The 16080-nt window shown below is 52.2% G+C and carries 15 protein-coding genes; all 15 read right to left on the reverse strand.

Annotated elements, in window-relative coordinates; all coding sequences use genetic code 11:
• A complete protein-coding gene (locus ACL2XJ_RS04175) occupies positions 1–2319 on the reverse strand; it encodes a hypothetical protein (RefSeq protein WP_413725723.1) in 2319 nt (772 codons plus the stop codon).
• A 16-nt stretch (positions 2320–2335) separates the two neighbouring features.
• Positions 2336–3487, reverse strand: a complete 1152-nt coding sequence (locus ACL2XJ_RS04180; protein ID WP_413725724.1) for an IpaD/SipD/SspD family type III secretion system needle tip protein — start codon at positions 3485–3487, stop codon at positions 2336–2338.
• A gap of 57 nt (positions 3488–3544) precedes the next feature.
• Positions 3545–4693 carry an IpaC/SipC family type III secretion system effector gene (locus ACL2XJ_RS04185; RefSeq protein WP_413725725.1) on the reverse strand — a complete coding sequence of 383 codons (1149 nt, stop codon included), beginning with the start codon at positions 4691–4693 and terminating at the stop codon, positions 3545–3547.
• Between the two features lie 13 nt (positions 4694–4706).
• Entirely contained in the window at positions 4707–6494 is a 1788-nt protein-coding gene (sctE, locus tag ACL2XJ_RS04190) for a type III secretion system translocon subunit SctE (RefSeq protein ID WP_413725726.1), read from the reverse strand.
• The gene (gene sicA / locus ACL2XJ_RS04195) at positions 6491–6997 is read right to left on the reverse strand and encodes a type III secretion system translocator chaperone SicA (protein ID WP_413725727.1); all 507 of its coding nucleotides are present in this window, start codon (positions 6995–6997) and stop codon (positions 6491–6493) included. The genes sctE and sicA overlap by 4 nt, the downstream gene beginning before the upstream one ends.
• Positions 6998–7189: 192 nt before the next feature.
• Complete coding sequence (locus ACL2XJ_RS04200) at positions 7190–8236, reverse strand: EscU/YscU/HrcU family type III secretion system export apparatus switch protein (RefSeq protein WP_413725728.1); 1047 nt, start codon at positions 8234–8236, stop codon at positions 7190–7192.
• A gap of 35 nt (positions 8237–8271) precedes the next feature.
• Positions 8272–9063 carry a type III secretion system export apparatus subunit SctT gene (sctT, locus tag ACL2XJ_RS04205; protein WP_413725729.1) on the reverse strand — a complete coding sequence of 264 codons (792 nt, stop codon included), beginning with the start codon at positions 9061–9063 and terminating at the stop codon, positions 8272–8274.
• A 2-nt stretch (positions 9064–9065) separates the two neighbouring features.
• Positions 9066–9326 carry an EscS/YscS/HrcS family type III secretion system export apparatus protein gene (locus ACL2XJ_RS04210; protein ID WP_132925308.1) on the reverse strand — a complete coding sequence of 87 codons (261 nt, stop codon included), beginning with the start codon at positions 9324–9326 and terminating at the stop codon, positions 9066–9068.
• Positions 9327–9348: 22 nt separating this feature from the next.
• A complete protein-coding gene (locus tag ACL2XJ_RS04215; protein WP_413725730.1) occupies positions 9349–10005 on the reverse strand; it encodes an EscR/YscR/HrcR family type III secretion system export apparatus protein in 657 nt (218 codons plus the stop codon).
• On the reverse strand, positions 9995–10930 hold the full coding sequence (locus ACL2XJ_RS04220; protein ID WP_413725731.1) for a FliM/FliN family flagellar motor switch protein: 936 nt from the start codon (positions 10928–10930) through the stop codon (positions 9995–9997). Before ACL2XJ_RS04220 ends, ACL2XJ_RS04215 begins: the two co-directional genes overlap by 11 nt.
• Positions 10927–11874 (reverse strand): hypothetical protein, encoded by a 948-nt coding sequence (locus ACL2XJ_RS04225; RefSeq protein ID WP_413725732.1) that lies wholly within the window; start codon positions 11872–11874, stop codon positions 10927–10929. Before ACL2XJ_RS04225 ends, ACL2XJ_RS04220 begins: the two co-directional genes overlap by 4 nt.
• Positions 11862–12314: a hypothetical protein gene (locus ACL2XJ_RS04230; protein ID WP_413725733.1), complete on the reverse strand. Its 453-nt coding sequence runs from the start codon at positions 12312–12314 to the stop codon at positions 11862–11864. Before ACL2XJ_RS04230 ends, ACL2XJ_RS04225 begins: the two co-directional genes overlap by 13 nt.
• Positions 12298–13593 carry a type III secretion system ATPase SctN gene (gene sctN / locus ACL2XJ_RS04235; RefSeq protein WP_132925298.1) on the reverse strand — a complete coding sequence of 432 codons (1296 nt, stop codon included), beginning with the start codon at positions 13591–13593 and terminating at the stop codon, positions 12298–12300. Before sctN ends, ACL2XJ_RS04230 begins: the two co-directional genes overlap by 17 nt.
• Positions 13594–13995: an SPI-1 type III secretion system chaperone SpaK gene (spaK, locus tag ACL2XJ_RS04240; RefSeq protein WP_413725734.1), complete on the reverse strand. Its 402-nt coding sequence runs from the start codon at positions 13993–13995 to the stop codon at positions 13594–13596.
• Between the two features lie 20 nt (positions 13996–14015).
• On the reverse strand, positions 14016–16070 hold the full coding sequence (locus tag ACL2XJ_RS04245; protein ID WP_132925294.1) for an EscV/YscV/HrcV family type III secretion system export apparatus protein: 2055 nt from the start codon (positions 16068–16070) through the stop codon (positions 14016–14018).
• Between the last annotated feature and the right edge of the window lie 10 nt (positions 16071–16080).

Below are 16080 nucleotides of genomic sequence, written 5' to 3' on the forward strand. Positions count from 1 at the left end.
TCAGCTTTTGCCGTCTTCTTTGATGTCGTTGGCCCCGGGTTTATAAGCGGCCAGGCGTTTTGACGTATAATTCGTTTTGCCATTTGCCAGCGTTGGCCAAACCTCTGGCGTTCCGTCCATCGGCACGAAATGTTTTACGCCCGATGTCCCGTGCGTACGGTTGGACCGCCGAAGTCCCGACGCGGAAAGCACCACCGGTTCATATGCTACCGTCTGCTGAGAAATCGGCGGCTCGATTGGGGATGTGTCCAAGGGTTTGCTTGGCGGTACTGCTTTTGTTTCAGCGGCCGGAATAGCCTGCGGGGCCGGCATATCTCGGGCCATCGTCTGAGCGACATCAGCACGCGACAGCTGCTGTGCCCTGGCCCGAGTTTCGGCGCCGCCGCCTGCCTGGGGTGTAAATGCCTCCAGAGGCGGCGACAGAGTATCCATGCCGGTTCTTTTGAGCCGATTCCTTACGGCTGTCAAATCTTCCTTTTTCATATTTGACGGCGCGAAATGCTTTACTTTCGGCTCAACGCGCGGCAGTTGCGACAGCTGCCTGCCCTGATTGGTGAGCACTACCGGCTGCGTTTCTTCCAGCGCATGGGAACGTGTTTGCTCGTGGGTCCACGAAGCATCTTCGTCCTTAATGACCCGTTGGTCATTATCCGATGGCGGCAAATTATGAACCTGGGCACGGGAAATCGGCGACCTGGTTATTTCGGCGAAGCGTTTATCGTCCGCCATGGTGTGGTTGATGCCGGAAAGCGGCACGTCCTGCGCCTTAGACAGCGGTGCGGCATACTGCGGCGCCTGGGCTGTCAGCGGCTGCGAATGGATAACGGTGGATAACGGCGCTTCAACTTGGCGCGGCGAAATATGTTCCGCAACCTGGAGAGGCGGCTCAACGATGCTGATGGTCTTTAGCTTGCTGAGCATTTTCGCGCTGAGGATTTGCTCAACTGGCTTTTCCTCCACCTCAGCAAACATTGGCTTTGGCCACACACCAATCTCATACTTTTCCTGTATTTGAACCGGGATCCAATCTGTTTGGGTAGAGGCATCCGCCCGTTCGGTATGCGGTTTCTTACTGTCCGGCTTTTCCTCGCCCTGGTTGATATTGATGTTAATAGGATTATGAGTGATATGAGTGCTGAAATCGTATGAATTATTGATATTATAGATACTGGCTGGTTTAGGCGGCCCGTTTGTTTTATCCTGCTCGCTGCCCGAAAGTACGGTGGCGGGGTTAATCTCATCCTCATCCGTCTCAGTCGTCAATGGTTTAGGCTTGGGCTGCTGCTCCAGGGTGGCTGTTTCCGAGGGCCGCTTCTCTTTAACCCGGTCTTCGATTAATGGCCCTAATAAATTCGGCAACTTCAAGACCATATCGATGGCTAGGCAGACCTTCTCTATCTCGTCGGTTTTATGTTCCTTGATGCCTTGAAGCACATTTTCCCAGGTCGCTTTGGCCCGGCTATCAAGGAGCTCGTCGATCGTTTTCGATTGTTCCGGCGTAAGCAAAATGCCTAATTTTTTCTCAACATAAGTTCTAATAAAAGGTTCAGCACCTTTCGTGCGTAAAAAATTCCCGGCGGCAAAGGTACCCTCCCCAACCAATTTCGCCAATCCCGCCATCAATTCCGTCTCAAGGCCTTTTACCTTTTTGAAATCATCTTTCCCACCCGGCCGGTAGCTGCCGAAACTGGATTTTTGGCCCAGGCCGTCCTTTACCATCATCGTGGTCAGTTTTGCCATGACGCCATTGATTTCACTCATCGCATCATTGGAAGGACGCGCCATTACAGCCACATGATAAGCGGTGGCTATCCTTCTCAATCGAGGTAGAGCAGCCTTGTTTTCACATTTGCCGAACAAGGTGACCAGGGCGTCCTTATTTTTACCGGCGGCATCAAAAAGCGAGTGCAAACAGGCCTGATCAAAATCATTTTTAAATTCGTCGAGATGAACCGGCGTTCGCGGCGGGCTCTTTTGCCCCATCGCGGAAGCAGTTAACTCATCCGCGGCTTTCGCCATGTCGTCGTGAATATCGCTATCATCCACACTCGACGACCGGACGATACCTTTTACACCCGCTGAACGGGTTGAACGTGTTTGGCCCGGGACCTCCTTGCCTACGGCGCCACGAGAGACGCGACGGGCATCTGATTTAGCCATCGGCGCCGATTTGGCCGGCGGCACCAATGATGATGCGGCCCGTGCTGTCACGTTGCCGATACCCTTCATGCGGCTTGCCAACGGCGATGGATCTAAAATATCGCCGACTTTACGTAAAGCTGCGCCTATGGCGTTTGCTGTCGCGCTAATAGTGGTCATAGTCTTTTCACCTATGCTACATGGAGGCAAGGATTTGTTTAAGCGTTTCGGCGCCGGCGGTTATCGTAGAGCTCAAAATCTTATTTATCGTATCGAACATCCCGTTGGCATTGCCGTATTTGGTGGTTAGCGTTTGCAACGTTGTTTGAAATTTACTCGATTGAGCATCAAATCCGCTTTTCCACGACTGGTATTGGAAAGTCGTCATGGTACCGGACATCTCTTTGAGATTATCGCGGATGGTGGTCAACGGAGAGAGGTCTATCGTTACCACAAAACCGCTGCCGGAGGGCTTGACGCAACCGGCGGGCAAACCCAGTTCGGAGGCCCACTTTTTCGCCTCGGTTTCGCTCACCGTGCCGGAGGCGGGGAAAAGCACGGCCTTGTCCCCGGAATAAGAGCTAATCAAGGCATTAATTTTCTGCAGCGCTTCCGGTTTGAATTCCATGGTCTGAGTGCCTTTATCATCCGTACTAAAGGTAATCAGGGCGGTCAATCCACTCATAAAATCGCTGAAGCTGCTGTAAAAGGCGGTATAGCGCTCCACGACCGTTTCATACACTTCCAGATAGCCCGATTTGATGCTGTTAATGCCGTCCGCCGCATCCTGCCAAAGCTCCCGGTAGCTTTTGGCCCTTTTCTCATCCAGATCGGCGATAAAGACCGAGGCGCCGTCATCAATGCTTTTGGCAAAGGTATCTGAACCTACCGCGCTCTGCTCAAGGGCCATGACCCCATTCAACTTATCCATGGCCGACTTCAATTCAACCTGCCAGCCCGGATCGGTTTTAGCCGACGCCAAAGAGGAGACGTTTTGCCCTTGAGCGGGGTTTTCATTCCGCAGGCCGGCGTCCATGGCATTATCAAGCTGCCGTTGGCTCGCGTGGAATTGACTTTCCAACTTCGCCGTGTTGTTTTTTATAGTATTATCGTTTCTGCTCAACGTTTCACGGCAATTTCTCAGATCGACAAGGGCCTGGGACGTTAAGGATTCCATCTCATTGACCAGCGCCGAGTTGTTATTAGCGCCGCTTTCTGCAGTAGGCGTTTCGTCAAGAGAGTACACTTCAACGGCGTTTGTAAGCTGGTTTGACGTCTTATCCACATTTTTGGCAATAAAAAAGGGCTTGGGATGATTTGTTATTGACGAGGAAATTTCATAAGACATGGTGTTAACGCTCCATACTGCGCGCCGCCGCGTCATTGCCGGCGGCGCTTGTTATAATCAAACTGATTTACCCGCTATCATGCCGGCGGTGTCCAAATGGGCCCGTATGATTTCCGCGAGTTTTTGCGCGATGGTTTGCAGCAGGCTCTCGAAATCACGGGAATTGGCGCTGCTGGTTTCCCCCAGACCGTCGGCGGCATGACCCACCTGCTGCAGAATATGCTGCTGCGCATTCTCACTGGCCTGAATAGCCTGGGTTTGGCCGGCGGTGATGCCCGTGACGGGATGGTTCATCTGTGACATGAACATACCTAGGTTTTTGATTTTTTCAGCTTTGGCCATCTCATCCTTCATATCAATTTCAAGATGATTGATTTCATTCTCCCGTGCGGTGAATCGGGCGCCATCTTTGACATGCTCCCCATACGCCTCTTTAGCCGTTTCATTACTTTGTCCGCGGACAAAGTTTTGACCGTCGGCATTATTGAAACGCGGCGGCTCGATATCCATGGCGGAATCGGGGGTTGAAGTTCCGCTTCTTGAAAAATTCATTCGATCGTTTTCCAACGTAAACTTCTTTTCAACAATGTCCCTGTTATTATTCTTAAGCACTTGGCTTTCGTGAGCGAGGCCTTTTTGTTGCGTGCTGAAACCCGCCCCGGAAATAGCGGTGCCGAATGCCGCCTGGCCGATAGCGCCGTTGAGTGCTGTTTGTCCACTCTTTATAATGGCTTCCGCGGCACCCGCGGTCATTTGCCCTTTCAGGATCGCCATATCCCCTTTATTATTATTTTCCGCCGTTTTATTTGCCTGCAGCGCCTTTAAAATTTCGGCAAATATGGCGGCGATATTACTGGACGTTAATTTACTGATATCAAATTCCTTTTTTACCTCCTTTTTTTCCGTGCCTTCGGCTGCACGTTGCTCCAAAACCTGCAAGAGATCCGGGCGTTCCAGCATTTTTTCCACCTGGGCATGCAGTTCCTTGACCGGCATGCGCCCGGCGCTATCGGGATGTCTTAACGTGACGGCGGCACCGGTACCTAATAAAGAGTCAAGCATTTTGTCGGTGACGATACCGGCAAAAGATTGGCTGGATGATATCGGTTTCCCGTTGGCCTCGGCATTGCTGGTTTGAGCATTTGCGGTGAGAGCTTCCTGGTTCAGCACACTAGAGGCTATGCCTTGCGAAGATATTGCGGACATGATAATTTCCTTTTTAAGCTATTGAATTTCTGAGTATGGATTTCTGGGTTTGGCCAGTATTGGTTTGCGCGTCTGACAACATCGCCATAAGCCGTTGCTGATCCTGTTGCGAATCGGCGAACTTCTCGATTAATTGTTCAATCAGTTGCCTGATTTGCGCCATCACCGCGCTGGACAGGGTGAAGCTTGCCTCAATGTCAGCGGCATTTTTTTCAGCGAATCCCCTGGCCACGCCGATGCCCCCCTGTATCGTTTCCGAACCCAATGCGGTACCGGCACTGATAGTGTTAAGACGATTGGAATAGAGCTGAAGGGCCTCTTTATCCGACGCCATCTTCAACCGGTCAAGCGCGCGTCTCACACCGCTTCTCACCGCGCTGTTCACCGTGGTGGCGGCATTCTTCAACACCACCGGCAGGATATCCTTGAGCGCTTCCTTCACCATATTGGCAAAGGCGGTGGAGGCCACTTTTCCGGCCGCGGCTTTGCCCACAATCATGACGGCGATGACCAGAGCCGCGGCCACCAGCGTTCCGACAATGCCGCCGATCATGTTGGCGGTGGCGGCGTCCATCCCCAGCCTTTCGAGCATTTTGGCAATGCCTTTGCTCAGGGCATCCACCAGGGGTTTGATGATATTGTCCATGATCGGGCTGAGTGCTTTTTCCATAAAAGAAACGCCGGTGACCGCTTTACTGATTTCATCACCCACCATCAAAGCGATACCGACGGCAGCGATGGCCAGGCTGGCGCCTCCGGAAAATATCGCCCCGACGACGCTTATCAGCGTGATAAGGCCGCCAAGAATTCTGCCGACGCAGCCCATTGCCGTATTCAAGGCCTCGGCTTTTTTCATCTCTTCGGCGTGTTTGTCACCCTGGATTTTCAACGATCGCTGTTCGCTTTCCTGGATGTTCAGAAATAATTCCTGATCGTTTGCCAGCGCTTTTTCATTGTTTTCACCCATCAGCTTCATCAGGGTGCTGATAAGGAATAACATGCGGGCCATGGTGCTGAGGCTTTGTTCCGCCGATTCCTTCATCATCGGGGACGGAATATTTGCCGTTCCCTGCATTTTCCGGAACAGATCGTCCAGTAATAAAGAACTTTCCCGTGCGGCCTGATAGGACTCACCGGCTTTTACCTGCGCCTGGGCAACATCCCTTGCGGCGTCGGACAATTCCCGCTCGGCCGATTCGAACCGGCTTAGTGCGGCGGTATATTCCGGGTCCTCGGGAGAAAGCAGGTCCAATCGATTTTTGGCCTGATCATAATTTTCCTGTTTTTCCGCCAGCGAATTTTGTGCGGTTTGCAATGATGCGCTATCAGCTTCCGCGGCACTGAGCGCGGCCGCGCTGCTGTCCACAGCCTGCTGGAATTGCTGCGCCAAAGCCTCGTTAGCCTGTTGCAAAGCTTCGCTATTGGCCTGTATTATCTGCAACCGATCGGCCAACTGCACCAGGGAGTGATTCCCCAGCAGCATCATGGCGTTTCCGGCCAACAGTGTGAACACGGCGCTGCCGCTGAGTTTTGCATCCGCGCCCACCGGTTTCGCCGGTTCTCTTAACTCAGGCGCGCCACTTTCAGCCAAAGGCCGCGAAGTGGATTGTGCAGCGTTATCGTTAATGACGGCCAACATGGCCAGCGCAGCCTTCTGCGATTCCTGAAAAAGCGACAGCGCTTTTTCCTGCGTAATATGTGTCTTATTGTATAAAGCCGTATTAACGGCTTCATTGCCCTTAGCGGGTGTCGTAAAAATATGAACTTGACTGCTGCTCAGGGGTTTTGAGATATCCGTCATGTAAGCTCCTTATGTTCAGCAACTGAATCTTTTTTTTCAACATCCTTATTGAGTTGGTCCAAATAAGCGTTGGCTCTGATGCGAAAAGCTTCTTCCCGTGAGTGTTCCGCCACTAATTCAAAGCATTGTTTTGCTTTATTGGCCTTTTGCATCAGCAGCTGGCATTGCCCGCTGAAAAACACCGGCCGATAATCATCTTGTGCAAGAGAAAAAGCCACGGCATAAATATCCGCCGCTTTTTGGAATTGCTTTTGCAATTGATATACCGCCGCCAACCCCATGTAATAATCAGGATTATAAAAATCATAAATACATAGAAAGCGGAAAAAAGTGGCGGCTTCGTCCAACTGCCCTTTATTGTAAAAATCATAGGCGTGCGCATAAAGCCCTTCCATCATTTCATCCGGCAACTCATGCACGTCTTTTAACGTTACTCCGCTTTTAACCGCATTCCACAACATAGACGCGATTTGCTCATCGCTGACATTATCATTTACATTCATAAATAACTCCTGAAAATGTCACCATCGATAATGATGGTGACTTGATTGAAACATGAAACTAATGGCATTACTTTCAACTATCGCTTACTAAAAAAAAGTGAGATAGTTTTTTTAACCAGACGAGTGTGATCAGATTCAGAATATTAATAAATTTTTATTGAATATTTAAAATAAAATTTTTCTTTAAATCCATCAAGGATGTGATTCACTTTGCCAGGCATCTTCTACTTCTTTAAGCCAGGTTAATAAACGCATCACTTCATCAAGTTCTTCTAATTTAATAAAGGTATATAAACGATGGGTTTTATAAATCTTCCTGGCTAGCTGTATATCACGTACTACGGGTACGCCGACCTCTTCGGCATAGCGTCTGACCGCCAATGCCCGCTGGTTGCATTCAAAAACCGAAATAAAGGGCGCCGGCACGACATCCGGGTTGAAATAAATCCCGATGGCTATATGCGTCGGGTTGGCGATGATAAGCTTTGAGCCCCTGATATCCGATTTGGTCTGCTCTGAAAGCAACTCCATATGCAGCTGGCGCCGCCGTGATTTAATCTCTGGATTTCCGTCTTGTTCTTTCATTTCTCGTTTAACTTCTTGCTTATCCATTTTCAATTCTTTTAAATGCAAAAAATAATCCGCCAGAGCATCAAGCATCGAAACGAGGATAAGACAGGCCAGGCAGGTTAACACCAATGACAACAGCAGATCGCGCCAGATAAAAACAATGCTTGCGCCGGTACCGTGGACCTGAGAAAAAAGAAGGTGTTTATTTTTATGCCAGGTGATAACAATAGCGAGGGCAAAGCTTGCAAAGTATAAGAACGCTTTTACCGCATCCTTGATGGTCCGCATGCTGAATATTTTCTTGAAGCCTTTGGTAGGATTCAACGCGTTGAAATTCAGCTTCAGCGCCTTGGTGGCAAGAACAAAGCCGGTTTGAATCAGCGTGGGCAGCGCCGAGGTCGCCAAGCATATCAGCAATATAGGGATAATCAGCTTTAATGCCAGAATGATTATTGCGGTGCTGTACGCTTTTAGGTTCAATTCAAAATTGACGGCTATCAGATTACGATACAGTTCCATCAATTCTGACAAAGAGCTCACGGACGTCAGCCAAAGAACGCCGCATAGCAGCATGCAGGCCACCAGAAGATCGCGGGATTTAAAGGTTTGGCCTTTTTGCGCCGCGTCCTTTAAGCGTTTCGGGGTCGGCTTTTCTGTTTTGTTCGACATCGGGTTTCCTGCGGCTGGGCCTTATCCGTTGGTGATCAGTTAATAGATGAACCTATTACATCTTTTAACAGCCAAATATTCCAATGATCGCCCTGAGGCCATAACGCCCTGAATGCGTCGGGCACAACCGGTGAAAAGTAGAGTATGAGAATGAAGAATGCAATTAAGCTTTTAATGGTTAATGAGATTGAAAAAGCATTCATTTGTGGCGCAAAACGCGACAGCAGCCCCAGCAGCATTTCCGATAGCAATAACGCGGCCAGAACCGGGCTGGCCAGGATCATCATTTTGGTGACCAGATAAGATAATAATCCCAACACCGGAATCAGGGGCGGCGAGCATGTCAACAAGGGATCGCATATCTGGTAGCTCCGCCTGAAACCCTCCATCATCAGTGACAAGCCGCCGCCAAACAGGAACAGCGCACCGGCAAAAAGATTGAATAAATTGGCCAATTCCGAGGTATCGACCCCGGACATGGGATCAAGCGTGCTGCTGATGGTAGCGCCGCGCTGGTTGTCGATAACGCTGCCGATGGCGTGCATGATCCAGAACGGCATGGCGAAGACGATGCCCAGGATCAGGCCGACAAAGGCTTCCTGGGCAAGAATTTTCATATAATCAGCGACATGCTCGAGAGGCAGGGCGTTGATGGGGTGAGGCCATAATGATAGGCCAATCAACATGATGACCGGCATACGGATGGTGGCGCTGACAACGCTGCTGCTTAAAAAGGGCAGCAAAAAAAAAGCCGGCGTGATTCTTACTGAACCCAGCACCATGGCGGCCAATCCATGCTGAATGTCGAAAATCGATGAGATATTCATGATCAGGGTCGGCTCAAGGCCATTCTGATGACTTCCCGGCCGAAACCAAGCAGCGTCTCACCGTACCAGCCGGATAATAGAAAAATGCATAACGTCACGCATAATAATTTTATGCCGAAAGGCAACGTTTGCTCTTGTAATTGCATGACGGTTTGGAATAAACCCACCAGCAGACCGACCACGGTGGCCACCAATATGGGTCCGGCGGATAAAATAAGCACCAGATAAAGCGCTTTATTACCGGCAAAGACAATATCATTCATTATTACACCAGATTCTCTTTCATTAAGTAGCCAAATCTATGTACTGTAAAATAAGGCCCTTGGAGAGGAGCGTCCAACCATCGAGCACCACGAATAAAATAAGTTTTATCGGCACCGAAATGGTTATGGGGCTCATCATCATCATGCCCAAGGCGAGCAGAATGCTCGAAATCAATAAATCCACCACCACAAACGGCAAATAGAGATAAAAACCTATCTTGAAGGCATTTTTTATCTCGCTCAGGGCATAAGCCGGCAACAGGGCAAGCATCGAGGGAGAGGAAAGCTCATCCTCAATGTCGGTGTCCCCATTTTTATGTGATTGCGCTTTTTCAAAAAAGCGGGCCAGATCGGGGTCGGTATATTTTTGCAAATAGGTTTTATAGCCGTCCAACCCGTTTTCCATAAAATTCATCACGGATTCCGAGCTGGCCATATCCACGCCTTGATCGTGAAATGACTGATAGGCGTCGCGGGCCACGGGCGCCATAACGAATAGCGCCAGCAGCAGCGCTACCCCGTTGAGCGTCATATTAGACGGCACCTGTTGCAAACCCAGCGCATTCCTCACCATGACAAAAACGATGGAGAACTTGATATAACAGGTGCCGGACGCAATCAGGAACGGCAACAACGACAAGAACGATAATGTGCCGATAAGGCCTATATCAGTGTTCATTGGAACGGTCCTGGTGTAACGACATTATCTCAACTCCAAGCCTGTCCTCCAATTGCACCAGTTCACCCACCGCCATCACATGCCCGTTGGCCCGGATTTCTATATTTTTTTCACCGGACGGATCGATTTCCAACACTTGACCTTTAAACAGTTGCTGTAGCTCACCAATTGGCAGATAGCGCCGCTGCAGGATAAACTCCACCTTCAACGGTACCGCCGCCAATGCGCCGGAAACGGGTTCTTCCGCCGGGGACGTCATGCCATCCCCTTCCGGCAGGTCGCCAAGCTGATGGTTCTCTTTAATCATAATCATCTCTTCTTTTTGCCAATAGGTGCCGATTGTTATCCCCTGGCAGCGCACCTGGTGTTCCGTCTTGCTGATCAGCAAGACATCGCCAGCGGAAAGTTGTTTCGCCAGGGCGCCGGGTACACGGCTTGAGCCGATTATCCACTCAACCGCCAACGGCATACCGGACAAGCAGGTCCCCGCGGATCGTGGCTTCATCACCAGGCTGTCGGCGATGTCGGTAATCCACAGCGTACATTCCCGTGCGGATACGCGGGGTAAAGGTTCTGAATGTCCGCCGCCTTGCTCGATCAGACCTTCGGCCCGCAAGGCGCGGTACGTCAGGGCTTTGTGGGCAAAGGTCAGCGGACGCGATCGGATATTGAACAGCGCCATGATTTTTTCGTCATCGCAGGCAGCGCCGGCGAGAGTCGCCAGCTCTGGAAATTCATGGCACAGCCACTCCCTGGGATCCATTAACGCCCGCCAGACGCCGCCATCGGCGCTGACCAGCATGCGACGGCCGACATGCACCGGCGTCTCCAGGGAGACAGCGATATCCTGCGTTCGCCAGCTCGCCAGTACGCGTCGCCAGTTCATCTGCGTACGGGGCAGAGACCGCAGTTGCCGGTAGCTCACTGATCCTCTCCCGTTTCCTGGTCGTGCCGCTGTCGCTGCTGCTGTTCACGATCGGAAGGGGGTTTTACCAGATACCCCCGCGCCTCGCTTTGGTTCGCCAGCAGATTCTCCTGGGTGATTCTATTGGACGGGGTCAGTACCGTCGAACCTTGGAAGGCAATCTTCACCTGATTGACTTCCAGGGCTCCCGAGGCGAGCGCCTTACCATTATTAAAGGTATAGAGCAGCGTGCCGTCGCGTTCGCTGTCACGGCTTTTCGTCTCGGGCGCGAATTGAGCGATATGGTGCCGTTCATTCAACAGCGGGTCTGGGGTTTTTAACTGTGCCGGCATTGATTCTCCCGCCGGGCGCGCGTTCACCGGAACGCCGGCGGACGCCAGGCCGTTGAAGGAGTTATCCTCGCCCTCTCCGGCGCTGTCTGCAACGGTGTCGGGCATGTCGGCAAGCCTGGGTTCGGCGGCATTGGCCGCCGATGGCAACAGGGCTTCCCCCATAGCGGCGACTTTGGCCGCCGGCGGCAACGGTGTTTCCCCCGTAGCGGCGGCTGTTAACCGGCGGCGGCCTTCCCTATCAACCAAGGCGCCCTGGATATCCTGTCCCGCGCCATGACGGTTTTTAAGCCGGGATGCGGATTTATTTTCCCCCATGGCCGCAGACTCCTGCAAAGGTATGGCGCCTTGAACAAGGGCACCCGCTTCACCGTCGAGACCGGGCTGCTTCTTTTTCCTGCCGACGCGATCCTCCCGAGACAGCTCTTGTCCGAGCGATGGCTGTGCGGCGTTGTCCTCCGTGTTGGCCCAGTCAACCGGTTTCTCCGCCGGCGACGGGCTGGCCGGGAATTGAAACGCTCCCTTGCCGGCAACGATCTGTTTAATATCGACGGCGGTTTGCTGACCGCTGAACGAATCGGCGTAAACATGTCCTGAGGTCGTTAAGATTTCCACGTAATGATCTCCTGCATTTCATTTTCCTCCTGGCGTAGCCGAACGGCGCTGCGCTGCTGTCGCTGCCGGTCGGCCCAACGCTGATATTTTTCCTGCTGCCGGTGCCAGTGCCGCCGGCGGGCCTGCACTTCGCGCATCTGCTGACCGAGCTCCTCAACCTCCTGATGAAGCTTTTTTTCCTGGAGCTGCAGTTCATGAAATTTCCGACGCAGGACCGCCAGGCGGCGTTGGCGTAAAAAAAGCTGCGCCCGGTCCAGCTGGCCTTGCGGCCGCTCCAGTTCGATTAATCGCCGCATCCCCTCGTTATGCCGCTGCAGCGCGGTAATCTCTTCGAGGAAGCCCTGCCGGCGCCGTTCGTCGTTGGCCAACTGCAGTTCACAGCGCTGCCGGCTGACATCACAACGGCCGATAAGGTTTTTTATCTTATGAAATAACGTCATACATCCCCTGCAGCGTCGCCGTGAAATCGGTGGCCTCGACGGTGGATTGGCATAGAAAATCCCGCAATGCCTGGCGTTTGTTGATAGCGCGATCGTTTTCGGGATTTTCGCCGGGCTTGTATTCACCCAGATCGAGGAAAATCTGCAGCTCCTCAAGCTTGGCCAGCAGTTTGCGGATCTCCCCTGCCATAAGCTGCTGGTTATTGTCCGTCACCTGTCCGGAAACCCGGCTGATGCTGCGCAGGATGTCGATGGCCGGGTAATGGTTCTGCATCGCCAGTTTACGGCTCAGATAAATATGCCCGTCGAGAATAGAGCGTATTTCATCGGCGATGGGATCCGGTTCGTCGTCGCTTTCCAGCAAAATGGTATAAAACGCGGTAATGCTGCCACGGCGGGTGTTGCCGGGCCGTTCAAGGATGCGCGGCATGGCATCGAAAACCGATGCGGGATACCCCCGCCGCGCGGGGGCCTCGCCGGCGGCCAGGGCCACATCGCGCAGGGCGCGGGCATAGCGGGTGATGGAGTCCAGAAACAGCACCACTTTTTTGCCCTGATCGCGGAAGTACTCCGCTACGGTGGTGGCGACCATGGCGGCATTGCAACGATCCAGGGAGGAGTAATCCGAGGTGGCGTAGACCAGAACCACCTTGTGCTGTCGCCCGGAAAGCCGCAATGCTTCGGTAAATTCGGTGACTTCCCGTCCGCGTTCGCCGATAAGACCGACGACAAACACGTCCGCGTCTGAGCGTTCGATAAGCATATGCATCAGCACGGTTTTACCGCAGCCGGCGGAGGCGAAAATGCCGACCCGTTGGCCGGCGCCGCAGGTCAATACGCTATCGATGGCCCGGATGCCGGTAATGAAAGGCGAATGGATGCCGATACGCTGCTGATAGGAAGGCGCATCGGTGTCTATAGGCCTGATTTCCGGCAAAAGGCCCTCATCGGGCCGACAGAGCCGTTCGGTAATAGCCCCTTGCGGATCAATAACCGCCCCCAGCAGAGCATCGCTGACGCTTACCGTCAGCTGCGCGCCGGTGGGATGCAGGACCACATCCCGCGACAGGCCCCGGCCGTTGCCGATTAAACTCAGCACGGTACGTTCATGATGGAACCCCATGACCTGTGCGCGGGCAATCACCTCCGAAGAGGTCCAGTTGCGGCGGATTTCGCATATCTCACCCACCTTTACGCCCGGCAAAGCCGCCTCGATGATGGGACCGGCCAGACGCAGGGGCATGGCCTGCCGTCGCAACAACCGCAAGGTGCCGGTCATTTACTGCATGACCACGACGAAGCGTTCAAGTCGCTCAAAGAAACCGCTTAGGGCAACCGCAAAATTCTGCCCGCTGTTCAAGCACATGGGTTTTAGCAGGGCTTTGAGTTCGAGGTAGCCCTCGTTCCTGGATAAATGAAACTGTTCGCCGCGGATAAAATCAGCGCCGCTCATTAATTCATCAAGCAAGGCATGTGCCCGTTGCTCCAGGATATTATCGCTATATTCCGCCAGTCGCGACCACAGCCAAATATCCTCTTCCTGACTGCTGATATAGATACTTGGCAAATCATTAAAATCAAGTGCGATAGTGGAATGACTATCGAAATTACTCAGCAGATTCGGATCGCAACCGCTTTCTAACAGTGCTTCTCGGACCAACTCTGCAATATCAACATGCATGTATTATACTCCAAGGTTAATTATATTGTTTTGATAACATTAACATTGACAACTTCTGTCAATTCACCAAAAGACATCACTTCAAGATCGCGGAACCGCGTTTCAATCAATTTTTTAACAAATCGGCGAATATCCACCGACGTCAATAACACCATGTCTTTATGAGCAATCAATATGTTTTCTAAACCTACGGTAAATAGGTCCATTAATTCCTCCGATACTGCCGGCTCGAGATTGAGAAAAGCGCCTGAGGAGGTATTTCTGATACCGCCCCGAATCATTTCTTCAATTTCGGCTGAAATAATTATCGCCCTAAGTTCATTATTAACGGCAAATTTATGACAGATATAGCGCGCAAGCGCGGTGCGCACATGCTCAACCAGGGTGATGACATCCTTTTCCCGCGGCGCCCATAAGGCCAGCGACTCCATAATAAGCTTCATATTGCGGGTGGAGATCCGCTCGGTTAACAGCCGTTGCAGTACTTCGGCGATACGCTGTACCGTGGCGTGGCGCAATACTTCTTTCAGCAGGTCGGGATATTTGCTTTCCATCATATCCAGCATGTGCTTGGTTTCCTGCACGCCGAAGAACTCGTTGACATGATGGGTGAGCAACACCGAGAAGCAATGGTAGATTTCGTCTACAGCGGAGCGTAGCTGATAGCCTAATTGTAATAACGTTTCCTGCGCCTGGCGCGGCACCCAGATAGCGTCATTTTCCTTACGGGTTTCAATGCCCAGTTGATAAAGTTCATCGGTGCCGTTTATCACCCTCATCAAATTGAAATGGATGGTGAACGCATCCGCGCGAATTTCATTGATCAAGACCACTACCGTTTGATCGTCCACATTATCCGATGCGCGCAACATCAGCTCCGGCAGTTTGACGCCATAGTCCACAAAGAACTGGCTGCGAAGTCGCTCGCATAGCTGATCTTTTGCCAGCACGGCGTGGTTGCCGCGGGAGACGAGCAGGATCAGCGCGACGGTTTCGGCGGTCATTTGATCGAGATCGTTGATAATGCCCAATTGGCTTTCCATGCCGGGATTTTGTCCAGGCGTTCCCTCTTGAAACGCCATGGGGGAAGAAGCGGCGCCCGCGCTGGCCCGCCGGGTTTGGCGATGCTTGAAATAAAACAGGCCGCTGAGCGCCACCGCCAGTAGAATGAACACCGGCATGGGGAATCCCGGCAGCATACCGATGCAAAGCGCCAGCATGGCGGTGATGACCAGAACGAATGGGTTGCCCAGCAACTGCTGCATGATGGTGCGGCCCATATTGTCGCCGTCCCCATTGACCCGGGTGACAATCAGGCCGGCGCTGATAGAGATGAGCAATGCCGGTATCTGGCCCACCAGCCCGTCGCCGATGGTTAACATGGTGTAGGTGGCCAGCGCCGTGGACATGTCCATATGGTGCTGATTCATCCCCACCGCCATACCGCCGATAAAGTTAACGAAGGTGACGATGATGCTGGCGATGGCATCGCCCTTGATGAATTTCATCGCGCCGTCGTAAGAGCCGTACAGCTGGCTCTCCCGCTCAAGCACGCTGCGCCGCTCGCGCGCGCCGTCCGCGTCGATGGTGCCGCTTTTGAGGTCGGCGTCGATACTCATCTGTTTACCGGGCATACCGTCGAGGGAAAACCGCGCCGCCACTTCCGCCACACGTTCAGATCCTTTGGTGATAACAATGAATTGCACCACGGTCACGATAGCGAAAATCACGAATCCCACCACCAGGTTATCGCCGATGACGAACTGGCCGAAGGTGGCGATGATTTCGCCCGCATCGGCGTTGGTGAGTATAAGGCGCGCGGTGCTGATGGTGAGCGCGAGCCTGAATAATGTCGTAATCAGCAGCACGGAGGGGAACGTGGAGAAGCTCAGAATACGCTCGATATAAAAAGCGCCCATGAACACCAGTATGGCTATGACAATATTAAGTCCAATCAAAAAATCCACTAAATAAGTTGGTAATGGAATAATGAGCATAGCGATGATCATAATGACCAACGCTAATATCAGCAGCTCAGGCCGCGAACGCAGATTGTTAAGAAATTTATTAAACACGTAACTATTC

Origin of the sequence: Sodalis sp. RH16, from assembly GCF_047324245.1 — a bacterium.
GTDB lineage: Bacteria > Pseudomonadota > Gammaproteobacteria > Enterobacterales > Enterobacteriaceae > Acerihabitans > Acerihabitans ligni.

What these genes read in the sequence shown, in the direction of transcription:
- ACL2XJ_RS04185 (WP_413725725.1), bottom strand. Translation starts at nt 4,693, where the DNA reads ATGTCCGCAATATCTTCGCAAGGCATAGCCTCTAGTGTGCTGAACCAG.
- spaK (WP_413725734.1), bottom strand. Translation starts at nt 13,995, where the DNA reads ATGCATGTTGATATTGCAGAGTTGGTCCGAGAAGCACTGTTAGAAAGC.
- ACL2XJ_RS04215 (WP_413725730.1), bottom strand. Translation starts at nt 10,005, where the DNA reads ATGAACACTGATATAGGCCTTATCGGCACATTATCGTTCTTGTCGTTG.
- sicA (WP_413725727.1), bottom strand. Translation starts at nt 6,997, where the DNA reads ATGAATGTAAATGATAATGTCAGCGATGAGCAAATCGCGTCTATGTTG.
- ACL2XJ_RS04230 (WP_413725733.1), bottom strand. Translation starts at nt 12,314, where the DNA reads ATGACGTTATTTCATAAGATAAAAAACCTTATCGGCCGTTGTGATGTC.
- sctN (WP_132925298.1), bottom strand. Translation starts at nt 13,593, where the DNA reads ATGACCGGCACCTTGCGGTTGTTGCGACGGCAGGCCATGCCCCTGCGT.
- ACL2XJ_RS04210 (WP_132925308.1), bottom strand. Translation starts at nt 9,326, where the DNA reads ATGAATGATATTGTCTTTGCCGGTAATAAAGCGCTTTATCTGGTGCTT.
- sctE (WP_413725726.1), bottom strand. Translation starts at nt 6,494, where the DNA reads ATGACGGATATCTCAAAACCCCTGAGCAGCAGTCAAGTTCATATTTTT.
- sctT (WP_413725729.1), bottom strand. Translation starts at nt 9,063, where the DNA reads ATGAATATCTCATCGATTTTCGACATTCAGCATGGATTGGCCGCCATG.
- ACL2XJ_RS04180 (WP_413725724.1), bottom strand. Translation starts at nt 3,487, where the DNA reads ATGTCTTATGAAATTTCCTCGTCAATAACAAATCATCCCAAGCCCTTT.
- ACL2XJ_RS04200 (WP_413725728.1), bottom strand. Translation starts at nt 8,236, where the DNA reads ATGTCGAACAAAACAGAAAAGCCGACCCCGAAACGCTTAAAGGACGCG.
- ACL2XJ_RS04175 (WP_413725723.1), bottom strand. Translation starts at nt 2,319, where the DNA reads ATGACCACTATTAGCGCGACAGCAAACGCCATAGGCGCAGCTTTACGT.